Source organism: Leptolyngbya sp. 'hensonii', from assembly GCF_001939115.1.
Classification (GTDB): domain Bacteria; phylum Cyanobacteriota; class Cyanobacteriia.
In genome coordinates this window covers 120,487-143,982 of record NZ_MQTZ01000019.1, presented here as the reverse complement: position 1 = coordinate 143,982, position 23,496 = coordinate 120,487, and the positions used below count along the sequence as shown (strand labels likewise).

21 protein-coding genes are annotated in these 23,496 nt (G+C 52.0%); 7 read left to right on the top strand and 14 right to left on the bottom strand.

Going from position 1 to position 23,496, the window contains the following annotated elements:
* Positions 1 to 4: 4 nt before the first annotated feature.
* Complete coding sequence (locus BST81_RS07560; protein WP_075597918.1) at positions 5 to 1,153, top strand: FecR domain-containing protein; 1,149 nt, start codon at positions 5 to 7, stop codon at positions 1,151 to 1,153.
* Between the two features lie 123 nt (positions 1,154 to 1,276).
* On the opposite strand, the gene BST81_RS07555 is transcribed toward BST81_RS07560, so the two are convergent.
* The 4 genes from BST81_RS07555 to BST81_RS07540 form a co-directional block, all read right to left on the bottom strand.
* Positions 1,277 to 2,230, bottom strand: coding sequence for a PEP-CTERM sorting domain-containing protein (locus tag BST81_RS07555; RefSeq protein WP_075597917.1), 954 nt, complete (start codon positions 2,228 to 2,230; stop codon positions 1,277 to 1,279).
* 261 nt (positions 2,231 to 2,491) lie between these two features.
* Positions 2,492 to 2,809, bottom strand: a complete 318-nt coding sequence (trxA, locus tag BST81_RS07550; protein WP_075597916.1) for a thioredoxin — start codon at positions 2,807 to 2,809, stop codon at positions 2,492 to 2,494.
* Positions 2,810 to 2,943: 134 nt separating this feature from the next.
* A complete protein-coding gene (locus BST81_RS07545; protein WP_075597915.1) occupies positions 2,944 to 4,005 on the bottom strand; it encodes a tetratricopeptide repeat protein in 1,062 nt (353 codons plus the stop codon).
* A 23-nt stretch (positions 4,006 to 4,028) separates the two neighbouring features.
* Positions 4,029 to 4,709 (bottom strand): RNA polymerase subunit sigma-70, encoded by a 681-nt coding sequence (locus BST81_RS07540; RefSeq protein ID WP_083636720.1) that lies wholly within the window; start codon positions 4,707 to 4,709, stop codon positions 4,029 to 4,031.
* Positions 4,710 to 5,036: 327 nt separating this feature from the next.
* Here BST81_RS07540 and BST81_RS07535 point away from each other — a divergent pair, with 327 nt between their 5' ends.
* Complete coding sequence (locus BST81_RS07535) at positions 5,037 to 5,621, top strand: glyoxalase-like domain protein (RefSeq protein WP_075597914.1); 585 nt, start codon at positions 5,037 to 5,039, stop codon at positions 5,619 to 5,621.
* On the opposite strand, the gene BST81_RS07530 is transcribed toward BST81_RS07535, so the two are convergent.
* Both BST81_RS07530 and BST81_RS07525 read right to left on the bottom strand, forming a co-directional pair.
* Entirely contained in the window at positions 5,572 to 6,105 is a 534-nt protein-coding gene (locus tag BST81_RS07530) for a GNAT family N-acetyltransferase (protein ID WP_075597913.1), read from the bottom strand. The genes BST81_RS07535 and BST81_RS07530 overlap by 50 nt on opposite strands.
* Positions 6,092 to 7,711 (bottom strand): glycosyltransferase family 39 protein, encoded by a 1,620-nt coding sequence (locus BST81_RS07525; RefSeq protein ID WP_075597912.1) that lies wholly within the window; start codon positions 7,709 to 7,711, stop codon positions 6,092 to 6,094. The genes BST81_RS07530 and BST81_RS07525 overlap by 14 nt, the downstream gene beginning before the upstream one ends.
* A 141-nt stretch (positions 7,712 to 7,852) precedes the next feature.
* Between BST81_RS07525 and BST81_RS07520 the strand changes: the two genes are divergently transcribed.
* The gene (locus BST81_RS07520; protein WP_075597911.1) at positions 7,853 to 8,530 is read left to right on the top strand and encodes a TrkA family potassium uptake protein; all 678 of its coding nucleotides are present in this window, start codon (positions 7,853 to 7,855) and stop codon (positions 8,528 to 8,530) included.
* A gap of 30 nt (positions 8,531 to 8,560) precedes the next feature.
* Here the strand turns inward: BST81_RS07520 and BST81_RS07515 are convergent, their stop codons facing one another.
* Both BST81_RS07515 and BST81_RS07510 read right to left on the bottom strand, forming a co-directional pair.
* Positions 8,561 to 10,171 carry a sodium:proton antiporter gene (locus tag BST81_RS07515; RefSeq protein WP_075597910.1) on the bottom strand — a complete coding sequence of 537 codons (1,611 nt, stop codon included), beginning with the start codon at positions 10,169 to 10,171 and terminating at the stop codon, positions 8,561 to 8,563.
* 76 nt (positions 10,172 to 10,247) lie between these two features.
* Positions 10,248 to 10,811, bottom strand: a complete 564-nt coding sequence (locus BST81_RS07510; protein ID WP_253188139.1) for a GNAT family N-acetyltransferase — start codon at positions 10,809 to 10,811, stop codon at positions 10,248 to 10,250.
* A 217-nt stretch (positions 10,812 to 11,028) separates the two neighbouring features.
* On the opposite strand from BST81_RS07510, the gene BST81_RS07505 reads away from it, so the two are divergent.
* A complete protein-coding gene (locus BST81_RS07505; RefSeq protein WP_253188137.1) occupies positions 11,029 to 11,721 on the top strand; it encodes a M23 family metallopeptidase in 693 nt (230 codons plus the stop codon).
* Positions 11,722 to 11,732: 11 nt separating this feature from the next.
* Here the strand turns inward: BST81_RS07505 and ftsH are convergent, their stop codons facing one another.
* The 5 genes from ftsH to BST81_RS07480 form a co-directional block, all read right to left on the bottom strand.
* A complete protein-coding gene (ftsH, locus tag BST81_RS07500; protein ID WP_216351255.1) occupies positions 11,733 to 13,601 on the bottom strand; it encodes an ATP-dependent zinc metalloprotease FtsH in 1,869 nt (622 codons plus the stop codon).
* Between the two features lie 185 nt (positions 13,602 to 13,786).
* Complete coding sequence (locus BST81_RS07495) at positions 13,787 to 13,996, bottom strand: hypothetical protein (protein WP_075597909.1); 210 nt, start codon at positions 13,994 to 13,996, stop codon at positions 13,787 to 13,789.
* A gap of 21 nt (positions 13,997 to 14,017) precedes the next feature.
* Entirely contained in the window at positions 14,018 to 14,488 is a 471-nt protein-coding gene (locus BST81_RS07490; RefSeq protein ID WP_075597908.1) for a phycobilisome protein, read from the bottom strand.
* Positions 14,489 to 14,616: 128 nt separating this feature from the next.
* Complete coding sequence (locus BST81_RS07485; protein WP_083636718.1) at positions 14,617 to 16,140, bottom strand: GTP-binding protein; 1,524 nt, start codon at positions 16,138 to 16,140, stop codon at positions 14,617 to 14,619.
* Between the two features lie 183 nt (positions 16,141 to 16,323).
* Complete coding sequence (locus BST81_RS07480) at positions 16,324 to 17,658, bottom strand: hypothetical protein (protein ID WP_253188135.1); 1,335 nt, start codon at positions 17,656 to 17,658, stop codon at positions 16,324 to 16,326.
* 843 nt (positions 17,659 to 18,501) lie between these two features.
* On the opposite strand from BST81_RS07480, the gene murF reads away from it, so the two are divergent.
* The gene (gene murF, locus BST81_RS07470; RefSeq protein ID WP_075597906.1) at positions 18,502 to 19,863 is read left to right on the top strand and encodes a UDP-N-acetylmuramoyl-tripeptide--D-alanyl-D-alanine ligase; all 1,362 of its coding nucleotides are present in this window, start codon (positions 18,502 to 18,504) and stop codon (positions 19,861 to 19,863) included.
* A gap of 154 nt (positions 19,864 to 20,017) precedes the next feature.
* Positions 20,018 to 21,550 carry an adenylate/guanylate cyclase domain-containing protein gene (locus tag BST81_RS07465; RefSeq protein ID WP_075597905.1) on the top strand — a complete coding sequence of 511 codons (1,533 nt, stop codon included), beginning with the start codon at positions 20,018 to 20,020 and terminating at the stop codon, positions 21,548 to 21,550.
* Here the strand turns inward: BST81_RS07465 and BST81_RS07460 are convergent.
* Positions 21,529 to 22,758: an NAD(P)/FAD-dependent oxidoreductase gene (locus BST81_RS07460; RefSeq protein ID WP_083636717.1), complete on the bottom strand. Its 1,230-nt coding sequence runs from the start codon at positions 22,756 to 22,758 to the stop codon at positions 21,529 to 21,531. The two genes, BST81_RS07465 and BST81_RS07460, sit on opposite strands and share 22 nt — an antisense overlap.
* 215 nt (positions 22,759 to 22,973) lie before the next feature.
* Here BST81_RS07460 and BST81_RS07455 point away from each other — a divergent pair, with 215 nt between their 5' ends.
* Complete coding sequence (locus BST81_RS07455) at positions 22,974 to 23,444, top strand: hypothetical protein (protein ID WP_075597903.1); 471 nt, start codon at positions 22,974 to 22,976, stop codon at positions 23,442 to 23,444.
* The last annotated feature ends 52 nt before the right edge of the window (positions 23,445 to 23,496 follow it).

Here is a 23,496-nt window from a genome sequence, read left to right as displayed (position 1 = left end):
TCCCATGGTGACTCAACCCAGTCCAGCGTTTTTCGGCCAGCACGGCAGGGGTTTTGCCTATTTGATAGCGCTCTGCTTGATGGGTGGGGCGATCGGGGTTGCCCCAGGACAGGCCGCCGAAGTGACGCGGGCAGAAATCACCAAAATCTTAGATAGTCCTCAGGTTTACATTCAGGAACATCCGGCCAAACTCAAGGATATTGCCCGGTCAGGGGAACGAGTCCGCACAGCACAGGCCCGAGCCCAGTTGACTTTCAATACGGGAGCCATCGCTCGTCTGACGGCAAATTCTTCCCTGACAGTTAATACCCAATGTGCCCAGCTCCGCCAAGGCATTATTCTAGTGAGTGGAGCGGTAAATGTCTGTACACAAACGATCGTCACGGGTGTCCGAGGTACCACTTATACGATCGAGGCTGATGATCAGAAGCAAATCACGGTGATTAAGGTCTATGAGGGCAAGGTGATGGTTTCTCCTTTGCCAGCCGCCACGGATGATCGCAAGGCGTTGTTCCGTAGCACCAACTTTTTGCTCCGATCTCAACCCCTCATGGCCCAAAACCCATCTGCTCCCAAGCAGGTGGCAGCCTTCACCTTAAATGAGGGGGAGGAGGCCATCATTGACCTGTCCCAGGGCAAGGTCACGCAACAGAACATGAGCTGGAGCAAAGAGTATCAAGAAGAGTTGCTGGAAGGGCCTTTCCTTAAGGGTTACACAGAACCGCTCCCTACCCGACAAAACCTCTATGACGCCATTCAAAGACTCTTTCCTGGTATGACGCTCAGCCCTGAAAACCAGCAGGCCTTAGGCCCTGTTAAGGTTCCGATCGTCCAGCGCTATTGTCAGCAATTGCTATCCCTCTACAAAACCAATCTGCAGCTTGCGGTCAAAGAAGGGTGGAAGCCCCCTCAGCCGCCTAGCTCTGGACGGTGGATTACCTTGCTGGAATATCGGATTTCCAGAGATTTGAAAATTAGCAATATGGCTGTTGTCAAGTCTAGCGGCTACCCTGCCCTCGATCAGTCCGCCATTCAACGGGTGTTCGCATTAGAGGGGCAACTCCGTCCATTACCCAGTTGCCTGCCCGGCTCTTCCCTGTTTATCAACCATCGCTTTGAGTTGAATTTCCAGTCAGGACTCTCTCCCCTTTAAAGACATTGGCCCCAAAAAATCAGGAGCGAGATATCCTCGCCCCTGCATCAGAGATTGAACCTTCCTCAACCCACGATCAACACCATGACTCCCCAGCATCCCTGGGTTGTCACGGTCAAGGTTCTACGCAACAACCCCACGGCGGCGCTTCCGCAGGCCCAGCCCTGCGCTCAGACCCAAAACAGCCAGACCCGCCATGGCGGAGGGTTCAGGGACCTTGATGGCTACCCCATCATTGCCACACTCCAGGAAGATGTTGGCAATATAGTTACTGGACGGCAGGAGGGATTCATCGAACATAAACCCGAAGATCTGCGGATTATTCAGAATTGTTGTCACCTTCTGCTTTGTCTGGGTTTTCTGCACCGGATTGGCATTGAAATGGCCAAAATTAATTCCCTGAGCTGTCAGCTCTGTGGCACTAAGGAGGTTGATATCCCCAATTTTTGTCCCGGTGCCGATGACCGGCAGAATCTGATTACCATTGCCGTAGTAGGCATCAGTATCCGCTTTATCTTGCAGATCTCCCTGAGTGCCCTCCTTATACCACTTGCCACCGCTATTGTTGTAGTAGCTGTTCAGGTTAGCATAGCCGTTGTTTAAGGCGGTCACCGTCGTAGTTTGGTTTTTACCGTTTGCATCCTTATAGGTGACTTTATCAAGAGCCTTGACGCCGCTATAGAGGCCAAGTGCGTCCACACCAGAGTCATTTGCATCGGCAAAGTGAACACCGAAAAGCTGACCGTTCTTATTTGCATCAGCAAAGCTCTTACCCGTAAAGTTGAAGAACAGATCGCCCCAACCGATCGTGCCACCGGCCTTGTCCTTTTCCATCCCTCCCAGCAACGTGTTGCCACTAATTGCAACATACACCTTACCGCCATCTTTTTTAATCGCAATCCCTTTGATATCGTAGATAGAGCTCAGAGCAGAATCTGGGGAGCCATCTCCGAAGGCATCAATGCTGTAATTCCAACCGTTGTAGAGAGTACCGGCACTGGCAGACTGAACGCCATTTGACAGTAGGTAGAATGCACCAGTTACACTCAACAATGCCGAAACAACCAGGGAACGCATATCTTTCAAACTCCGTTAATTCTGGGCTAATAACAAGATTCAACTGAGCCGTGAATCAACAAGCCACAACTCAACCCTGCTATTAGCCTACCGGCTTATCCATGAAAGATGTGCAATGTTATACCTGCATATCAGTAAAGATTACGTAAAACCTTGTAGTTGTCCCCTCCCTACGGCAGGACTCTAGAGATTCAACCTATGGAACCCCTACGGAAGATGGCCCTGCCCATGCCTCCCTTCAGCCCTGCCAGCCTAAGCCAATTAGACATGCCCTTGAAGACGCTGCATCAGTTGATCCAGAGGCAGCACCCCTTCAATGCGATCGACCGGTCGTCCTGCCTTAAACAACACCAGGGTCGGCAACGCCTGAACCTGATATTGGGTGGCAATATCAGGATAGTGATCCGTATTGATCTTCACAATTTGGAGACGGTCTTTCATCTGAGCATGAACCTGCTCCAGGATTTTTGCCATCATCTGGCAGGGGCCACACCAGGGAGCATAAAAATCTACCAGCAACGGCTGACTACTTTCCGTCAACATATCCTGGAAACTACTGAACTCTTTCTTAGTTGCCATAAATACCTTCCCTGACGGGTTGCACTTCAATTGCCCTCAGCCATCGGCGCAAAGCCACCTATCCTGCACAGGTTTGAAAGACTAACCAGGGGTTGAGGCCCCTGGGTCATCGGTGAGTCGATTACCACTAGAGTCTACTGTCGTAAACCCAGCAACAGGTTAATTTGATTCAACTGACTGAGAATAGTGTTCTGAGCTTCGGTATCCTGAACGGTGCGGGCCACAACCAGAGCCTGCTGATAGGTGCTGCGGGCGACTGGGAGATTACCGGTAGCACGATACAGACTCGCGAGAGTCTTTAAGGTTTCTAACTCCTGTCGGGGGCTATTGACTGCCCGGGACAGGGTGAGGCGTTGATCCAGCCAGAGAAAAGCCTGATCAGGCTTTTGCGTGGTCTGATAGATCGCAATCAGCCCATCGATCGCCCGAAATTGATTGAGCCCATCTTCGGACTGTCTGGCCATGTCCAGGGCCATCCGATAGGTGGAGATTGCATCTGGATAGCGGCCAATCATCCGATAGGCTGCTGCCAGACCATTCAGGGTATTCACCTGCCCTGCCTTGTCATCGATTTCGCGCCGCAGAGCTAGGGCCGTCTGGTACTGCTGGATAGCCCGAACATAGTCTCCCTGACCGGCTGACGCAACTGCCAGGTTACTGAGAGAAAGCCCCGTTCCCTGAGGACTGTTAACCTGGGTAGCGAGAACGTATGCGGTCGTAAAGGTCTTTTGAGCTTCTGGCACATTGCCCCGCCGCAGAAGCATCGTGCCCATATTATTCAGGGCGAAAATCTCCCCTTTCGTATCTCGATTATCCCGGGCGATCGCCAGACGGCGACGGAGCGTATCTTCAGCCTCGTAGGTGCGACCCATGGTGGCATAGGCAATCCCAATATAGTCATAGGTAATCCCCATTGCCTCGACATCACCCAGCCGACGATAGAGGTCCATCGCTTTGAACCAGGTTGCTATCGCAGCCTCATAGTCCCCTTGGAGTTGCTGCTGCCCCCCCAATCGCAGTAAGCGATCGGCTTCCTCCCGATCAAAGCCACGGGTCCCATTATTAACCTTAATATTCAGTTGCTGATTGAGCGATGGAGCAGGAATGGTCTGCAGCCCTGGACGACTGAGCGCAATTTCAGGCAAGACCAGCGGCACCAAGGCGATCGTAGCCATCAGTAAACTTAAACCCTTCATGGGACCCTCCTGAAGTAGCTCCTCTATTCAAACCCAGAATCCAGGGAAACGAGTTCTGGATCAGACTGAGCATTTAGATCCTCTTCCCATTCCCCATCTAAATAGATTTTACGAATATCTGCGGGTAAATGCTCCTCTAGCAGACGATATCCTTCGCGCAAACGAGCTTTTACTTCTGCAGGTGAGACCACGTCTCCTTCAGCTTGCAGATAAGCAGCAATCCGAGTTTCGCTCCAGTGGAAGGTTTGAGCCATCAAAACCATCAGACGAATCATGGGGGGCATGCGATCCAGGGCCTGTTCCATATAACACCAGAGGGGGGGAGGCGCAGCTTGAAGAGAGTACTGAATCGCCTCAACCGGTGGTAGTTGAGCCTGGTTAATACAGAATGCGGTTAAACTGATCAGCCAACTTTGGAGCGTCACGTTTTCGTGGGCCTGTAAATCCAGCCCACCCAGCTCATAATAGAGATGCCGCCAGGTCAGGGCAAATAGATAGTCGGCCTGAACCGGGGAGCGGGCTGAGTGCTGGATCAGGGTATAGACGATCGGACTGTAGCGACAGAAGATGGCCGTAAAGTATTGTCCTTGATCGGGATAGCGCTGAAACAGGGTCAATAACTCCTGATCGCTATGATGCGCTACAGCCTTGACAATGTCATGGTTGCATTCGGGAAAACTGGGGATATGCAGATTCCTGGTCACGGTTCTTCATTGAGCATGATGAATGCACCCAATATACAGACAGATCTCCGAATTGACACCCTATTCTTGAGAAGTTTGATGAATCTGCTGTCGTTAGACCTTAATCCAAAAACTCGAAACTTAATTTTTTAGCCCTGCCACCAGACAGACCTGCCGCAAGAGCCTTACATGCAACGTCCCCCCCGCAGTTTCTGGATGGGTGGTTGAACCGCAAAAGGCTATCTCCTTCTGAACCCAGCAGGTTTCAGCCCAACTTGATAAACTAGGGCTATTCGATTACGCTGAAATCTAATCATCATTTAGGCGAATTTGTCTCCGATTGCGTTCATGATTTTGTTGCCTTCTCTCCCCATCGCTTCCTTCTTACCCTCTCTTCCTCTGGATAGTATCCTGTCCACCCAGGGTGTCATGGTTATGTTGCTGGCAGCTTATGCTGTCGCAATGTGGCTGTTTCTGACCAGCGCACCGAAGGTTTACACCATCATGGTGACGGATCTGGAAGTAGCCCGTCAGATCTATGAGGGGTTATTAAGACTCCCCGCTGCCGAAGTCCCACTGCACTACTACTACAATTACGATCAGACTCTGGGAGCAGCGGGTGCCGTTGATCCCCTCTATCTGTCCCCTTCCATGGTCGGTTCTGGTGGTGCGGCAACTCGAACAGTTAAGGGATCAGATGGGCTGTGGTATCAGCTCAAGAAAAACACCCAACTTCATGTGATTTCGGGAGCCAGTTTCGGCGAAAAGAACCGCCATCGACATGTTTGCTTTGAACGGGCCTGTTTGGACCTATTGCTGATGCGAATCCAGACCCGAGGAATCAAGCACAAAATTCGGCGAGAAAAACCACTCAATTTTCTGCTTAAGGATCTGGATAGTCGGGTGATTGAGATGGCTGAGGTGGCGAATTAACCCGATAGCCCATAATTACCAGATCTCGTTCCACCCCATTCAGAACAGCAATTTTCGGTAAATAGCCCCAACGTTCAAAGCCCAGACTCTGAAAAAGCTTCAGGCTGGGCTTATTGTGTCCAAAGACAAAGCCCAATAGGGTTGTCAACCCCAGGCCAGGACTTTTAGCGATCGCTTGCTCCAGAAGTAGACGCCCCAAACCCTGGCGGCGATAGGCTTCAGCAACATAGAGGCTAATTTCCGCAGTGACCTGGTAAGCCGGTCTACCGTAAAAGGATTGAAAACCCAGCCAGCCCGCAACGGTTCCGTCCACTTCGACCACCCAGAGGGGGCGCTGTGCTGGTTCATGCTGATAAAACCAGGCGATGCGACTTTCCACAGACACGGGCTCCATGTCCCCAGTCACCATGCAACCTGGAATAGTCGCATTGTAAATCTCAACGATCGCCGGTAAGTCGGCTTCAATCGCATCACGAATTTCCATAGGGCCGGGGATAGGGTTTACGCAGGTGTTGTGCCTGATAGACGGTCACGACTGCTGTGATCGATCCACCCCGTTGTAGGGGAACATCTGCAACCTTTTGAATTGTATCGAAGTAATCCCCATACTTTTGCATCAGATCTTCCCCGTCCTGGAACAATTCCGTCGTTAGGTAAAGACCATCTTTGCCTACCCATTCATCCGGTTTAGACCAGTAAGCAAATCCCCTTAAGTCTGTGTCAAAAGTCGTCATGGGCTTATGGGCCAGAGGCACCAACGCCATCGCCAGTTGTCCCCCAACAAAGTAGCGATTGGTGAACATAAAATCAGCAGCTTCTAGTGCTGCCATTAATTGGGGTGAGGCTGCAAAGCGTTGCCGAATTTGTACCACATCCAACAGTTGCACTGAGGGGTCATCTTTGGGAGCCCAGAATCCACCCCCAAGAGCGTAGTTCCCGGGCTTCTGAACAATCCCAAAGGCGACATGGGAAAGACCAAACAGAGCCAGACTGCAGGCAGCGATCGCTGAACCCCGCAGCCAGCGCCGCACCCCTCGGGGAGATTGCTGCTGCCAGATCGAGGCCTGATGCCCGAGCAGGAGGGTTGCACTCCAGAAGCCAGGCATAGGCCAGCTCGGCAACACCTGCTTATAGCCCCCCATGAGGGTGAATCCAACCATCAGGGGGAGGGAAATCCACAGTAACAGATCCTGTTTCTGGCCCAATTCCCCAGTCACAGACCGGAGCCGTTTTGACCAAAGGGCCTTCCAACTGGCCCACCAGAGGGGAAAGCCGATCGTAGGAAACAGGTAGGCCACATACATCAGAAATACCAGCAGGACATCCAGCAGGTTGAAGCCTCGATCGCTCGGCACGGTACGGGCTGACTGAAAGGTGAAGGAAATCCAGTCATGTTGGGCATTCCACTGCACCAGTGGCGCCAGGGTCAACCCAAACAGACCCAGGCTGGCCCCGGTCCAGGGAGACCAAAACACAATCCGATGGCGGGGACTGGTTAGGCAGAACCCGATCAGACTCACCCCCAAAATAAACCCGTGGTACTTCCCTAAACAGGCCAACCCAACCAGCATTCCCAGCAGAGCAAGACGATAGCTCGGCCTGTAGGGGGGAGGAGCATCGGCCAATCCTGCCTGGGGAAAGAATTCGATCGCAGCCACATACAATGCTGCTGTCCAGAAAAACATCAGTGGGGAATCTGGCAGGGTCAAAATCCCAAAGCCAACCACAAAAAAGGGAATGATGGAAGTCAGCACAACCGCCAAGAATCCGGCCTGGCGGGAGAATAACCGGGCTCCCGTCAAATACACCAGGATTAGACTACCCGTGTAAAGACCCAGAGTCCCAATGCGGATTGTGAACTGGTTCACGGCTCCGGTCAACCAAACCCCCAACCCAGTGGTCAGAGCCACCAGGAGAGGATGGTCAAAGTAACTTAAATTGGGATAAAGCGTATAAACGTAGTAGTAAGCCTCATCAAAGCCGGGATAGAGATAGCACGCACTGACTATTCTAAAAAGCAATCCTCCAGCCAGGACAGACAGCAACGCTTGATGGGTACGATCGGACAGCCATTTGTAAATTTGCTCCACCAGAATGACTTGACTCCCTTCCTTAAGGATTGTGAAATATTGTAAAAGACTGTGATGTCATTGAACTACAGACCTTATTGTAGGCGGTTCCATAAGACTGACCGTTCATACAACGGTTCATACATACTAGAGGGGCAAGCCATGTATGTTCTAGTAGGGGGTGCAGGTTTAGTGGGAATCAACCTGGCACAGCGCCTGGTGGAGTTGGGGCATACCATTTCGATCGTGGATATTGACCCGATTGCCTGTCGCTATGCGCGTGAGCAGGTCGGGGCTATGGCTTTTGAAGGGAGCGCGGTCAGTACCGAAATCCTGCTGGAGGCTGGCATTCGCAAGGCCGATGCGGTTGCTGCCGTCTTGCGAAATGATGCTTTAAATCTGGCTATGGTCACTCTGGCCAAGCATTATGGTGTCCCCTTCATCCTGGCCCGCATGCGCCATCGAGATTTTGCCGAACCCTTTCGCATTGCAGGGGCCCATCGGATTGTCAGCACCATTGATCTGGCAGTTTCGACCATGGTCAATGCGATCGAATATCCAGAAGTAGAATCCATGATGCACTTTGAACAAGGGCAGATTGAAGTGCTCAAACTGCCCATTCCGAACCAGTGCCATGTGGTCCACCGCACTGTCGCCGATATCGCCCAGGACCCCCGATTTCCCACAGGCTCCCTGATTATCGGGTACCAACCCCATCCCCATGCCGATCTGGAGATCCCCAATGGGAGCACCCTGCTGGAACCAGGGTCCACCATTTTGCTGGTGACCAAACCGGGATCCTTGCATCAGGCGATCGATTTTGTCGAAGGCTGTGCCTAACAGACCGGATTGGAGATATGGCCTGGCTTCTCAATCATCTTCCAGTTTTAACAACTGGCTATCGATCGTCTGCACCCGTTCCCGCACGATCTCTTCCGTCAGAATTCGCTTCCGCAGCGCCTCATTGAGAGCGCCCTTCTCAGCCAGCAGCAGATATCGGCGGATGGCATCCAATTGGGTGCCCTTGCGCTCAGCCAGCGTCATGTCGCTGGCCCGACGGTTAAACAGATCGCGCAAGGTTTTTTCCGCTGCAGCAATCCGAACTTGATAGGTCGATCGCAGTTCTTCGTAGACCGTTCGAGGTAAAATCCCACTCTTCAAGAGGGTTTCCAGCTCATCTTGGGCCGCCTTGGCCGTAATCAATTGAGCCTGCAACTCCTCAATTTGTTGCCGGGATTCCGATTGGGATGTCACCTGCAATCGACGCACAGCCCAGGGTAAACTCAGCCCCTGAAACACCAGGGAGAGGAGTACCGAACCAAATACCAGGGTCACGAGCTCACCTCGACCCATCACTGTAGCCGGAATCCCCAGGGCCAGGGCCATGGAGAGCGAGCCCTTGATATTACCCAGAAAGAGCACATGCTGCCAGGGCAGGGGGATGGGTCGATCGAAGCGACCCAGACTGAAGGAAAGGGGATACACGGTTAAGACCCGTCCCACTTGATAGGCCAGCACAGCCAGGAGAATCGCGGGCAAGCTCCGCCAGAGGGAAGTTAGGTCAATTTCCAGCCCAATCAGCAGGAAAATGAGCGTGTTAACCCCAAAACCGGCATATTCCCAAAAGCTGAGGAGGGTAATGCGGCTGGAGGCAGAAACCCCTCGGGAAAGGCTCAGACTCCCAACCATAAGCCCAGCCGTAACCACCGCAACGACTCCAGAAACGTGAAGCAGTTCCCCGACTTCAAAGGTTCCCAGGGCCACGGCAACAGTGAGCAAGATACTACCGAGGGGATCCGCCGATCGCACCAGGACTCCTGCACTCAAGTAGCCGGTAACAACTCCCAGCAAGGCCCCCCCACAAATGACCAGAATTAATTGCTGCACCGCATCCTGAGGGCTGACTGAGCCTGTGGTATGCCCCTGCAGAATCAGACTAAACAGCACGAGGGCAAAGCCATCATTGAACAGACTTTCCCCTTCCACGATCGTGGTCAGTCGGGAGGGCACGGACACCTCTTTGAACACCGCAATCACCGAGACTGTATCGGTAATTGCCAGAATCACCCCCGTCAGTAGTGCCTGCACCCAGCCCAAACCCAGGCCAAATTTCAAGACGGTGGCTGTGACCCCAGCGGCGATCGCCACGCCCGGGCCAGCCAGCAGGGTAATTGGTTTCACCGTACTGCGTAATCGGCTGACATCCGTATTAATGGCGGCTTCAAACAGCAGAATCGGCAGAAACAGATTGAGGATCAGGGAAGAATCCAACCCAATCCGGCGGGGAAGCAAATCGGCAATTACGAGTCCTGCCAAAACCAACCCAGTGACATAGGGAATGCGTAATCGGCGCGACAGGAGGGCTACCCCCGTGGCAACCAGTAGCAGGATAATCAGGGCCGTGATCAGTTCGGCAGAATTACCCTGGCCAGACAGACTATCCTGCCCAGGGAGTGCTGCTAGGGAAGTGGATATTGCCATAGTTAAAATGGGGGCACCCTCACATTTTTCAGGATATGCAGCCTACCTGGAAGCCACGCTAGTCAAGAGTTAGAAATTAACCTACGGGCATTGCCATGTAGATATCTGGTTTCCCAGGCCCATTAGCATCTGGCATCACGCCTACAATGACAAATCCTACCTTCTGGTAAAACGCATAGGGATGGCCTTTTAAATTTCTGATGTGGGCGATATGCCCCAACACATCACCGTATAGATCAACGCCCGATAAAGTAGTCATCCCCATTTCATCATCGGTGCCCACCCATAGGGTTAAGGCCCCTCGCTGCCGAACTTGTTCTTTCAAATCCGCAACCAGGGCTTTACCAATTCCTCGATACCGATATTGAGGATGAACCATCAGGGGGTGTAATTCCCAAACGTTTCCATCATACTGGCGGATACCCCCTGCCCAGCCTAGCACCATGCCCCGATCGTTCACCGCAACCCGACTGAGCCGCCCAGGCAAAAGAGAAGCCCGCACTTCCTCCAGAGCGGACTGCAAGTCTGGCCAGGCTTCCGGGTAGTTGTCTCGAAAACTGTCTACCAGTAGCACCGCAATCTGCTGCATCATAGCCTGATTGTCTACTGGAAGATGGATCATGCGGATTTCAGCGTTCATGATGTGATATCCTCTATTTTTCCGGTATAAAGAGAGACTGAAAGGGTTGACAGGTCGAGGGAAATTTAGCTAGATCATCGTCAAACTTAGGAATTTAGTCTCAGCTCATCTTGCTTGGGGAGCAAATAAAATCTCTCCAGCGTCTGAGATGACGGGTGTCCACCCAAATTCTTGGCTAGCTCTCGCAAGACTCGATCGTATGAGGAGTGCAAAATCAGTGTCTGAACAGCAATCCCTGAGCCCCAGAGCGGGCAAGTTCACTCTGGCATGTATGGGCCAGAGGTTGATTCTCAGTAGCCTCATCACGGCAGGGGTCATTGGAGTCGGGGTCCCCGCTGGGCCGGTCACCGCCGAAGAATCTGGTCGGGGTCAACCTCTGGCCCAAATGAACCAGGCAACCAATCAAAGCTGGCAGGCTGGTTCATTTCCGGTAGAAAATTTTCAAGCTTACACTTCACCCTATGGGTATCGCTCCTCCCCCGATGGATCTCGCAGTCAGGAGTTTCATCGGGGTCTGGATATGGCTGCCCCTGAAGGGAGCTACGTCCGCAACTGGTGGGCCGGACGAGTCATTGAGGTTTCTGATAAGACTGCCTGCGGCACTTCGGTGATCATCCAATCGGGTGAATGGCAGCATGTCTACTGCCACATGAAGGGCTATGTAGCCACTGGGAATGGCGGTAAATATATGCTCGATCGGGAAGGAGGACTTCAGATCTGGGAAGGGCAAATGATCCCAGCTGGAGCCCGGATTGGTCGGGTGGGCATGACAGGCCGGACAACAGGCCCCCATTTGCACTGGGGGCTCAAGTATAACGGCCAGTGGGTTGATCCAGCTCTGGTGCTGCGAGCCATGTATGCACAGCAGTACAGCGCAGCACAAACGGGCCAGCAGTTTGCAACTCGCTAGTCCCCGTTTCTTCAGGCCCTTACTGCTGACGGGTGTTCACTCACTTCGGTGTGGAATTTTTGTTGGGTCGATTCAGCCACAATACGGCGAAACTCATCTCCGTCGATCGTTTCCTGCTCCAGCAACAGCTCCACCAGCCGATCCACCAGAGCCCGATTGTCCTGAATAATCCGACAGGCATCTTCGTAACAGTGCACCACAATGGTTCTCACCTGGCGGTCAATCCGGGCGGCAATCTCTTCCGAATACTCCGCAGCCCGATCCAGCCATCCTCGTCCCAGGAAGATTTCACTATTGGGATTTTCTAATGCCAGGGTACCCAGATCGGACATGCCATACAGGGTGACCATTTTACGGGCTAGATCGGTCACTTTCTTAATATCGTCGGTTGCCCCCGCATCAATCTCATTCTGGCCATAGACTTCCGCTTCTGTAGCTCTTCCACCCAGACCCACCGTGATGCGATCGAGCAAAAGGGCGCGACTGAGCAGTCCCTCAGAATCCACACGCTCCTCATCCGGCAAAAAGCTGGTGAATCCCTCAATCCCACCCGAACGGGGAATAATCGTCACCTTATCCACCGGGTCTGCATGCTTGAGCATCGTTGCCACCAAAGCATGTCCAACTTCGTGGTAAGCCGTCATCCACTTCACCTTGCCATCCATCCGAGGGGCAAGTTTCAGGCCAATGGTCAGCCGATCGAGGGCATCATCAATCTCAAGGGGCGTGATCGCCTCTTTCCGACGACGGGCGGTTAGAATCGCAGCCTCATTCAGCAGGTTGGCTAGGTCCGCACCAGAAAATCCAGGCGTGCGGCGAGCGACAGCATCAAGAGAAACTTCCGATGCCAGTTTCTTATTGCGCGCATGGACTTCCAGAATCTTCAGTCGGCCCTTGAAGGTCGGCAAATCCACCATCACCTGACGATCGAAACGACCGGGGCGCAACAGAGCTGTATCCAGCACATCAGGCCGGTTGGTGGCCGCAATGATGATGATGCCTGTATTGCCCTCAAACCCATCCATCTCGGTCAACAACTGGTTCAGGGTCTGTTCCCGCTCGTCGTTGCCACCCCCAATGCCAGCACCCCGCTGCCGTCCAACCGCATCAATCTCATCAATGAAGATGATGCAGGGGGCATTCTCCTTGGCCTTGCGGAACAGGTCTCGCACCCGGGAGGCCCCGACGCCAACAAACATCTCGACGAACTCAGAGCCAGAGATACTGAAGAAAGGGACACCCGCTTCTCCAGCGATCGCCTTGGCCAGCAGGGTTTTCCCAGTTCCTGGCGGCCCCACTAGCAGCACACCCTTGGGAATTTTGGCTCCTACAGCCGTAAATCGCTCTGGCTTCTTCAGGAACGTCACCACTTCCTGCAGTTCTTCCTTGGCTTCTTCGATCCCCGCCACATCCTCAAACATGACGCCAGTTTTGGCCTCCATCTGGAAGCGGGCTCGGGATTTGCCAAAGCTCATCGCCTGCCCGGGACCGCTGGTCGATCGACGCAGGATCATCAACAACCCTGCAATCAGGAGGAAAATCAGTAACAGATTAGCCAGTAGACTCGCAGCTGCACTATTATCTGGCGTGGGTTGAATATCAAACCGCAAGTTAGCACTATCAACCTTTTCCCTCGCCTTCGCGATCAACTCTGGATTTTCCTCCAGCAGGGGCACTTCCAAAACTTGCCCTGGTTTCTTCTGGGCTGGCGCTTTTAACTTAACCCGAGCCACTTTGCGAGTTGGATCTAACTCAATACTCTCAACTTGGTTATCATCCAGCTTCTTCAACAGCTCACTGTAGGACATAGAGTTGCCTGCCCCATCTGCTCTGGCAGGTACAGGCAGGGTCACCCCCTGCAACACGATCCAACTGGCCATGACAAAGCCCGCGATCGTCGAGCTTCTACGGGCCAACGGTTTCCGGGATGACTGATTCGGGAGACCTCTCATATCCGATTGCCTTTTACAAACGACTGCCATCAGGCCTCCCGAAATAGACTGTCGATTCAGCCTTCCAGGAAGCAATTGGAACTTTATCTAATCTAGCTTAACCTCTTCTCTGCTTATGCAGCGGCCCGTTCCCATTGAGAAACCCTCCCCAATTTCTGTCTGTTATCCACCAGGCTATGATCGAAGGCATCCAGTCGTTTTGCAAGATGGTCGTCCAGCAGATTCCCATCTAGGTCAAATGCCCTCCAGGATTGGCCGATCGCAACCTGTTCCGGGATCGCCCAGGTATGCATCCACCCCATCACTGTGCGCAGATCATTCAAAGCATGACTGCGTACACGGGGTCATCCTCCTAGTAATTTCCGGTTCAACTCCAGGATGGGCAGGAATAGAGACGCTTCAGCCGGTGTCAGGTATTGCTGCACTACCTCCTGCATCATTTCATAGGTCACTTTACAGCTCCGTTGGGCTCCAAAAGCTCGCATAATTGTCTGAAACCAGAACAGAAAGCGTTCCTGCAATCGCTCGGGGTCATTGATCAGCATGGCCACAACCGAGTAACGCAAAACTCGGATGGTATCTCGCTTCCATTTCCCACTGATATCTTCCGTACCATTAAATAGAAGTTCAGGAGATGAGCCCCGCAGTTTGTTGTACACTTTCTGGACCATATCTGTTTCAGCAGCTTTGATCTTGAGGTAGGTACTCATCCGCAGATTGTAGGAGTGGATATAGTCCATGACAAACTGCAGTTCGGTATCTGTTGCGTACCGACCATCAACTTCAGTAGTTAAACGCTCCAGTTGAGTTAGCATAATTCACTTGCGCTAAAGATTAACAATCAGAACCCTCTGGAAGACTCCCAGCTCATCATATCCGGGGGGGAAATTCCAGCCAGTCGCGGTTCCAGTAGAGTTCTTTACACTATTTAACAATACTTAATCTAATCTTTTGTTACAGGATCTACATCCGGAGAATCCCCGACGCGGGCTTTCAAATCCAGCTTGGCCCTCAATTCCTCTTTAATCCGCGCCAGAATTGAGGCTTCATCCAGGGAAGCCAGAATCTTTGAGACGACTGTTTTGGGCGCATCGTTACCCCAGGAGGCCCCATTAGCCAAGTAAATCTTGGTCACCTGACCGATCGCATAGGAGGAAACCCCAGCCACCCCAGCCTGAGCCAGAGCAACCGACACATAGGCTCCCAAGGACACCCCCCCTGTCATCGGAGCAGAAACCCCCAGCAATCCTTTGAGAGAACTGAGGCCCAATGTGGTCAAAAACTCAGTGGCTCCCACTCCCCCCGTACTGAGCACGATTTTCTGCAACAATCCAACAGCTCCCTGCTGCGTCATCGCGATGCCATAAAGGCGAGACAGGGTCAGAATCAAGGCAATATCAATCACCGCTGCACCGAGCAGGTCAACCACCGTGAAGGGATTCAGTGCGATCGCCACCGCCTTAGTAATCGTGGCATTCCAGATCGCCTGATTAGCCCGATCCTCCCGAATCACCAACTTTCGCTGCACCAACTGTTCATTCACATCGCTGGCAAACAACATCGTGTTCAGCGCCACCAGAGATTTACCTTCTCGGTCCAGAACCTCCAAAATCTTCAATTTCAGGTCATCCACCTGGGGCTGCCCTCGCCGCAGATGAGCCGACACTCGCCCATCTGGATGACGGATAGCCTGGGCCACCAGGGGCGAAGCCGCTACCATGACAATTTCGTCTGGAGACAGAAGTTCCCGGACTCGCTCATCCCGGATTTTCTGATAAATGGCCAGTCGATCGGCTTCTGGATATTGATCCACCTTGTTTAGAACCAGCAGGATGGGTTTGCTGGCTTCCCGCAGGGTTGAGAGCGCCTCATATTCAACACGGGTCAAATCCCCTGCAATTACAAATAAGATCAGGTCAGACTGTTGAGCCACCTGTCGTGCCAGCAACTCGCGCTTTTCCCCATCCACTTCATCAATACCGGGGGTATCAATCAGTTCAATGCGAGAGTCATGCAAACCATGCAGAACAACCCTTAAAACATCAGACCCAACTGCCGGAGTCTGGGGTAACCCCTCCTGGACAATCCAGTGGGCACTGTGGATTTGCCGGGTCACACCATGGGTTGGCCCCACCTCAAACACCTGCTCTCCCAACAAAGCGTTTAAGAGAGAAGACTTACCCCGTCCCACCATGCCAAAAACTGCGATGTGAACGATCTCCGACTCTAGTTTGTCCAGCATCGTTTCCAGTCCTTGAATCTCTGGTTCTAGCCCCACCCGTTCTTGCAGAGTCAGATCAAGATGGGACACCAGTTCACGCAAGGCGTACTTTGCCTGTTTATAGTTCAGATCGGCTTGAATCTGCTCAAATCCCTGCACAATCTCCTGAAGTTCTGCCTCAGAGCCCAACGAATCAGGCACAGTCTGATCCCCATCCCAATTGAAATCATTAGCCTCTGTGCTCATTGCCCTATGCCCATACCATCAAGCGAACTTTGGATCCAGAAGCAGAAAGCCGCTCCCAGACCAGTCTAAGCTAACAAATCTCTCGGCTGTGAACCGATAAAAAATATAGGAGCGTTGTCTGCAACGCTCCTACACTCCTACATCAGCTTCCCACCCGTGATCTTCAGGTCTTTACCGCCATCTTTAGCGGATAAATGAGAGATCAACGTTACCAAAGTTAGTGCTTAAAGCTACATTCAAGTTTTCCAGAGCTTTAATCAACCAATTCACTGCATCCCGAGTTGAAGACTCGTAGTGGTTAAACAGGATGGAGAATCGCTTCTCCAGGTAAGGCTTAACTTTGCGACAAATCAAGACAATCTTGAGGACAATTCCCACCGTGCAGGTTGGGCCAATATTCGTAATCAAGTCAATGAAGACAAAGTGCTGAGGCTTTTGAGAACTTTCCACAACCAGAAAATTCAGCAACTGGCTACAGGTTCGCACAATGAGAAAATCACTAACTTTCTGAGAGTTATTATCCGGCAGGATATTCTTCAACTGGTCGTGTAACTGATTGCCAAACTGCCGTCGGGCGTAGCTGGAGTCCACCGTCGAGGTAATGTACTCGTACAGATCGTTCTTGAACGTCTTGTAAGAAGGCGTATAGCTATTTTGGCTCAGGAACCGCTGGGCCTGATCCCTGTAAGTCATCGGTCCTTCCACCTTGCCCACAAAGTGCTTGAGGGCATAGCTCAACTCATTGTCATTCAACAGAGTTGGATTCTTGACCGCTCGCAGGTTCCGTACCGCATTGGATGCGGGAGCTAAACGCACCATCTGAGATTGCCGGACACGGTAGGTGACATATTGGGACAGATCAACCTCAAACTGGCGCTGCACCTGTGTTTGGATCTGGCGAATGGTTTGCTGATGTTCGTAGCCGCAATCATCACTCAGAAGGCAATGTTCGTAGAGGTAAGGATAGCGACGAATCAGCGTTCCCAACGGTCGATTATCCACCCCGCCATTGGCTTCACTGGCTTGAGCCATCACCTGAGCTAGACGGCGCAGGGTGTGGTACTGCTCAGTTTGGGTAAACTGGGCCACCAATTCACGCAATCGGCGAATCGATTTATACCGAGCAAACTCAGTGACCGAGGGGCAGGGATCGGTTTCAAATAGGGCAATCAAATCAGGAATAGCGCCTTGAAACTGCGATCGCTGTTGCCATCGGTTAATTAAAATGTGACAGCAACGGTTCAGGACAAACTTAAAATCCTGGTCCGAAAACTTAGCTGCCGTAATTTTGTCCAGAATGAGGGGGGTCTGACGATCCGGATAACCCACACCATCAATAAATAGCGCTCTAAAGCGCTCAATCAGATCGCTAGGAGATTCTACGTCAAGCAAACTAAGCAGATGGTCATACAGTCGCTGCTCATCTGTCGTAATCCGCCGGTTATTACCGCCGCCTGATGAACCACCGCCTGAGGAGTTGCCACCTGATGAATTATTATTACCTGATGAACTAGACACTGTTGTATGAACTCTCCCGCATCTGGATGGTCTAGGTAATCAAACGGTCTGGCTGTCTGGGTTATCACCCCAACTCCAACAACCATCTAGTTAACTGACATTTAGCACCTGACTCAATCTCTGAATTCCAACCCCGAATACCCCCATCTCCTAATCAGGCAGGTTTGACTCAAGAAGGGAACTCAGCCGAAAGGCCAAGTTGATGGTTTGAGGGTAGATCACCGAAAGGGAACAGGCACCACTGACCTTGAGCAAATTGACCTTGAGCAATTGACCTTGAGCAAATTGACCTTGAGCCATGAATCTGGAGAACAAAATCTTTAGAATCAAACGCTCTTACTAAAAAACAATTCGGGTATTTGAATTAAATTACCCTGAATCATTTCAACCCTTGATCTAGAACCCCAAAATTACAGGCACCTACATACCTATACACCTTGTACATGATGTTATCTGTTTAAATCAAGGTGGCGGGGTGACACAAGTCACCCAAAGCTTAAATTTTCGACTTAGAGAGGTTAAAGATTTAATGAAGCCTTTCCTTTACCCATGGGTGTTCAGGAAAAAACTAAGAGTGGGATCAAGACTCAGCAACGGGTTAGGCGTCTAAAGCAATTCCCCTGATAGAAGTACGGATCAGGTAAGGTTAAAATCGCGACTTATATGAGTGGCGGGTCTAACTTCACTACAGATTTCCTTCTTCCTATTCCGGCTATTTCATCCTTCTTAAGGACGAAATGCAGAAAACTTTGGTATGAAATGGCTCTGGACTTTCTATAACTTTAGATTTATGTCTTATTACATATATCTCAACTTATAAAGGCTTGTAAAGTTTTCAACCTTATGTCCCATTCCATTCTCCTGAGTCAGTTGGTTACGATTCTGGCTGCTACCCCCATCCATCTCACGCCTTCCGAGCAGGCAAAACCAGCGGTCGGAATTACCACCGATACTCGAACTCTGGAGCCAGGCCAGATGTTCCTTGCTTTAAGAGGAGAGCGGTTTGATGGTCATGATTTTGTGGAGGCAGCTTTTGCGGCTGGAGCGGTGGCTGCTATTGTAGACCAGCAGTACACCAGCCAGAATTCGAAGCACCCCCTGCTGCAGGTTAAGGATACCCTGGTTGCTTATCAGGAAATTGGGGCCTGGTGGCGCTCCCAGTTGTCGATCCCCGTGGTTGCAGTCACTGGTTCTGTCGGTAAAACAACCACCAAGGAATTAATTGCTGCTGTTTTAGGCCTGAAGGGCAACGTCTTAAAAACCCAGGCCAACTACAACAATGAAATCGGGGTTCCTAAAACCCTGCTGGAGGTAACGCCAGAGCATGACTATGCCGTCATCGAAATGGGAATGCGCGGTCGGGGAGAAATTGCCCGGCTCAGCCAAATTGCCCGCCCTGATATTGCCGTGATTACGAACGTGGGAACAGCCCATATCGAGCGTCTGGGTTCTGAACTCGCGATCGCCCAGGCCAAATGTGAATTACTGGCAGAAATGCCCCCCACCAGTGTGGCCATCCTGAATCAGGACAATCCCCTCCTGATGGAAACAGCCGCCCAAGTCTGGTCAGGTAAAACCGTTACCTTTGGTCTGGAAGGAGGGGATATTTGCGCTGACTTACTCGATAATCAGACCCTGTCCTTCCAGGGCATGACCCTGCCACTACCGTTGCCGGGACGACATAATGCCCTCAACTATCTGGCTGCCCTGGCAGTGGCCCAGACCTTGAACCTGGATCTATCCTGCCTGACTGCAGGCTTAACCGTTCAATTACCCGCCGGTCGTGCCCGACGGTATGACTTACCCAATGACATCATTCTGTTAGACGAAACCTACAATGCAGGGCTGGAATCGATGACAGCAGCCCTGCACCTGTTGGTCCAGACACCAGGTAAGCGTCACATTGCCGTGCTGGGGACCATGCGGGAACTGGGAGCCTACTCCTCTGAGTATCATCGCCAAGTCGGAGCAGTTGTCCAGCAACTCAAGCTGGAGCGACTTCTGATTTTGGCTTCAGAACCGGAGGCTGGAGCCTTGGCCGCTGGGGCGGCCCCTGTCCCCGCTGAAATCTTTACCACCCATGAGTCTGTGGTGGCCAGGCTGGTGGAGATCGTGGAATCGGGCGATCGGCTGCTTTTCAAAGCATCTCGTGCCGTTGAACTCGATCGGGTCGTGGAGGCGTTTTTAAGGGCTCTTCAGCCATAATGATTTTCTTCTGAATCCCAAATCTGGAAAGCCACGAATCATCAAGCAGGGAAAAACAAACATCCCTCATTTACCGATCCCGGGGGATAATGATGAAGACCCAACTTCCTCTGCTCTCAGAGAGCATTTGACCTGAAGTTTTTAGTCTAATCAAATGTCTGAAGAGTTAGAGGCCATTGCTACTCAGCTACAAGCCGAGATCGCTGAACGCAAGAGATTGGAAAGCTTGTTGTGTCAATCACAGGAGAAGGTTGCCAAACTTTTTGATGGCAACCCCACTCCGATTTTGATTGGGAGTCTCCCCGACGGACAATTACTGGAAGTCAATCAGAGTTTTTTGACCCTTACCGGGTATGCTGCCGCAGAAGTTGTGGATCACAGAATCGCTGAGCTGGATTTGTGGGCACAGCAGGAAGACAAGCACAGAATTCTTCAATCCCTACAGGCTCAGCATCCGATTCAGAGAGAAGCCATCCAGATCGCCACCAAAACGGGTGAAAGGCTGTCCATTTTGCTCTCAATTCAATTCTTCAATTTGGAGCCGATCCAGTTTGTCCTCTATTTAGCCGATGACATTGCTACACGCAAGCAAGTCGAAGCCGCCCTCCAGCAAACAGAGGAAAAGTATCGGAGCATTTTTGAGAATGCCGTAGACGGAATCTTTCAAACCACACCAAGCGGACAGTTCATCAGTGCTAACCAGGCCCTCTCCGAAATCTACGGTTACGACTCCCCAGAAGATTTGATCGCCAATCTCACAGACATTGCCCGGCAGCTTTATGTCCAGCCAGAGCGGCGGAGTGAATTTATTGCTTACATGGGCCAGTATGGTTCCGTCTCTAACTTTGAATCTCAGGTTTATCGCAAGGATGGCAGCATCATCTGGATTTCTGAGAACGTGCGATCGGTCAAGAATAGTGCCGGAGCTATTCTCTACTATGAGGGGACCGTTAGCGACATTACCGAGCGGCGACAAACCGAGGAAGAATTAAGACGGCAGCGGCGACGAGCCGAACAATTGCTGCTCAACATTCTGCCCCAGCCAATCGCAGAGCGATTGAAAGTCGCTCGCCAGGTAATCCCTCAGACCGGTTCAGCCTGGAGCGGCATTGCCGACAGCTTTGGCAAAGTCACCGTGCTTTTTGCAGACATTGTGGACTTTACGTCTCTTGCCGCGATTGTGTCTCCCAAAGAACTGGTAGACACACTGAATCAAATTTTCTCCACCTTTGACGGGCTGTGCGAACTCCACGGTCTGGAAAAGATCAAAACAATCGGAGATGCCTACATGGCCGCTGGGGGGCTTTCCCATCCCCGCCCAGACCATGCAGAAGCCGTTGCGGATATGGCCCTGGCCATGCAGCAACAAATCAGAACCTTCAAACGCCCTGATGGTAGTCCCTTTCAACTGCGAATCGGCATCAATACTGGGCCAGTCGTAGCAGGAGTGATTGGCTTGAAGAAATTTATTTATGACCTCTGGGGCGATACGGTCAACGTTGCCAGTCGGATGGAATCCCAGGGTATTGCTGGCAGTATTCAGGTGACTGTGGACACTTACGAGTACCTGTATGACAAATACCTGCTTGAGCCTCGAGGGACGATCGAGGTTAAGGGAAAAGGGATGATGACCACCTTCTTACTCAAGGGCAAGAAAGCCAAAAGTCAAGATGAACCCATAGCCTGACCGGCAATCCAGGCTGTTGTCCAGGCAGCCTGGAAGTTAAATCCACCTGTGACCCCATCCACATCCAGCACCTCCCCAGCAAAATAGAGCCCTGGTTGGCATCGGCTTTCCATGGTTTTGAAATTGACTTCTGCCAGGTTCACCCCGCCACAGGTGACAAATTCCTCCTTGAACACCCCTTTTCCGGCTACGGCATAATTCCCCTGGGTTAATTCCTGCAGCAACTGCCTCAGCCCCTGATTTGACAAGTCAGCCCAGCGAGTTTCTGCGGCGATCCCAACCATTGTGGTCAGGCGCTGCCAGAGTCTTTTAGGGAGCGGGATCGGACAGATAGCCCCGATCGTCCGTTTAGGCGACTCCCCTTTGGTTTGCACCAAGACCTGGCGGAGCTCTTCCGGAGTCATCTCGGGTACCCAATTGATCTGGAGGCTGGCCCGATAGCGGGCTTGATGCAAGATCCGGGCTCCCCAAGCAGACAACCTCAGCACGGCTGGCCCACTCAGCCCCCAATGGGTTATCAGCAGGGGACCCTGCTGTTCCAGCCGATTCCCATCTGGTGTTTCCAGTCGCAGCCTAACCAACGGTACAGACACCCCGGCCAGATCTTCCAATCGCGGATCGGTGACATTGAAGGTAAATAAAGAAGGAACTGGGGGTTCCAAAGAATGCCCCAGGCTACGCGCCATCTGATAACCCGTAGGATGACTGCCCGTCGCTAAAAGCAAGCGATCGGCAGGAAGGGTTTCCCCCGTCCGTAACTGGAGTTGAAACTGATGCCCCGATTTGGTCACGGCAACAATGGGGGCTGTGGTATAAATCTCAACGTTTGCCTCTCGGGCCGCCTGTATCAGACAGTCTACGATCGTCTCAGAACTATCCGTGACTGGAAACATGCGCCCATCTGCTTCAGTTTTTAGCCTGACCCCATGGGCTGCAAACCAGGCCACCGTATCTTTAGGCTGGAAGCGACTAAAAGGACCCCGAAGCGCCTTTCCGCCTCTGGGATAGTGCTGAACCAGAAGGGCTGGATCAAAGCAGGCATGGGTCACGTTACACCGGCCTCCACCAGAAATACGAACTTTGGCCAGTGGATGACGACTGGCCTCCAGCAAAGTGACCTGAGCCTGGGGATGAGCCATTGCAGCGGCGATCGCGCCAAAGAACCCTGCAGCGCCGCCGCCAGCAACAACAATCTGGAGAAGAGCCATGGTATCCGTTAAGCGCAGGTGAAGAAAATCCCGCAGAGAGTGGGCAAATTCAGGTAAATTAGTCTAGTTTATATGAAGAGTGTGGATTTCCCGTTGACGCTGGAAGTTCTGTAAGCTAACAGCAAGTACTTGTCTGAGGACAAGTCTGATGATAGTTGCGGTTGGGTCTCCGGTTTAGTTTGGGGTTTGTTTTGTTGTCCTGGAGTCCTGTAAAGATGAAACATGGAGTCGATCAGAGAAAAACTCGCACCGATACCCACACCGGTAATGCCAAGCGGCTGGGTGGATATCTGGTTGAAGCTGGTTTAATTACTCCAGCGCAGATTGAAGTTGCGCTTCAGGATCAACACTTTACAGGCATGCGCTTTGGCGAAATCCTGGTTGCAAGAGGCTGGGTTAAGGAACAAACCGTTGAGTACTTGATGCAGAAAATTGTTGTTCCAGAGCGACAGGCCGCTGCTAAGGAAACCTCTCCCCCCATGCCAGGGGGTGCAACTGGCATGGCCAATCGATATCAGCAACGTACCAAACGGGATGGCACCGAAACCCAACCATCATCTGCCCAAAATAGAGGGATAGGGGTAGCCAAGACTGAGCGTAAACTTGCCTGGGGCGAACTTCCCACTCCAAAAGCAGCCCCTGTAGGCGAAACCCTGGAAGAAGATGATGTTCAGTGGGTCGGGTAAGCACAGGGCCGGGGAGTAGGATGGGAGGCAGGAGCCAAATGGATGGCTGACG

Excerpts from the sequence above, each read along its gene's own strand:
- BST81_RS07485 (WP_083636718.1), bottom strand. The coding sequence starts at position 16,140 with ATGAGCACAGAGGCTAATGATTTCAATTGGGATGGGGATCAGACTGTG.
- BST81_RS07510 (WP_253188139.1), bottom strand. The coding sequence starts at position 10,811 with ATGAACGCTGAAATCCGCATGATCCATCTTCCAGTAGACAATCAGGCT.
- BST81_RS07520 (WP_075597911.1), top strand. The coding sequence starts at position 7,853 with ATGTATGTTCTAGTAGGGGGTGCAGGTTTAGTGGGAATCAACCTGGCA.
- BST81_RS07545 (WP_075597915.1), bottom strand. The coding sequence starts at position 4,005 with ATGAAGGGTTTAAGTTTACTGATGGCTACGATCGCCTTGGTGCCGCTG.
- BST81_RS07455 (WP_075597903.1), top strand. The coding sequence starts at position 22,974 with ATGAAACATGGAGTCGATCAGAGAAAAACTCGCACCGATACCCACACC.
- BST81_RS07555 (WP_075597917.1), bottom strand. The coding sequence starts at position 2,230 with ATGCGTTCCCTGGTTGTTTCGGCATTGTTGAGTGTAACTGGTGCATTC.
- BST81_RS07535 (WP_075597914.1), top strand. The coding sequence starts at position 5,037 with ATGATTTTGTTGCCTTCTCTCCCCATCGCTTCCTTCTTACCCTCTCTT.
- ftsH (WP_216351255.1), bottom strand. The coding sequence starts at position 13,601 with ATGGCCAGTTGGATCGTGTTGCAGGGGGTGACCCTGCCTGTACCTGCC.
- murF (WP_075597906.1), top strand. The coding sequence starts at position 18,502 with ATGTCCCATTCCATTCTCCTGAGTCAGTTGGTTACGATTCTGGCTGCT.
- BST81_RS07465 (WP_075597905.1), top strand. The coding sequence starts at position 20,018 with ATGTCTGAAGAGTTAGAGGCCATTGCTACTCAGCTACAAGCCGAGATC.
- BST81_RS07490 (WP_075597908.1), bottom strand. The coding sequence starts at position 14,488 with ATGCTAACTCAACTGGAGCGTTTAACTACTGAAGTTGATGGTCGGTAC.
- BST81_RS07560 (WP_075597918.1), top strand. The coding sequence starts at position 5 with ATGGTGACTCAACCCAGTCCAGCGTTTTTCGGCCAGCACGGCAGGGGT.
- BST81_RS07515 (WP_075597910.1), bottom strand. The coding sequence starts at position 10,171 with ATGGCAATATCCACTTCCCTAGCAGCACTCCCTGGGCAGGATAGTCTG.
- BST81_RS07460 (WP_083636717.1), bottom strand. The coding sequence starts at position 22,758 with ATGGCTCTTCTCCAGATTGTTGTTGCTGGCGGCGGCGCTGCAGGGTTC.
- BST81_RS07530 (WP_075597913.1), bottom strand. The coding sequence starts at position 6,105 with ATGGAAATTCGTGATGCGATTGAAGCCGACTTACCGGCGATCGTTGAG.
- trxA (WP_075597916.1), bottom strand. The coding sequence starts at position 2,809 with ATGGCAACTAAGAAAGAGTTCAGTAGTTTCCAGGATATGTTGACGGAA.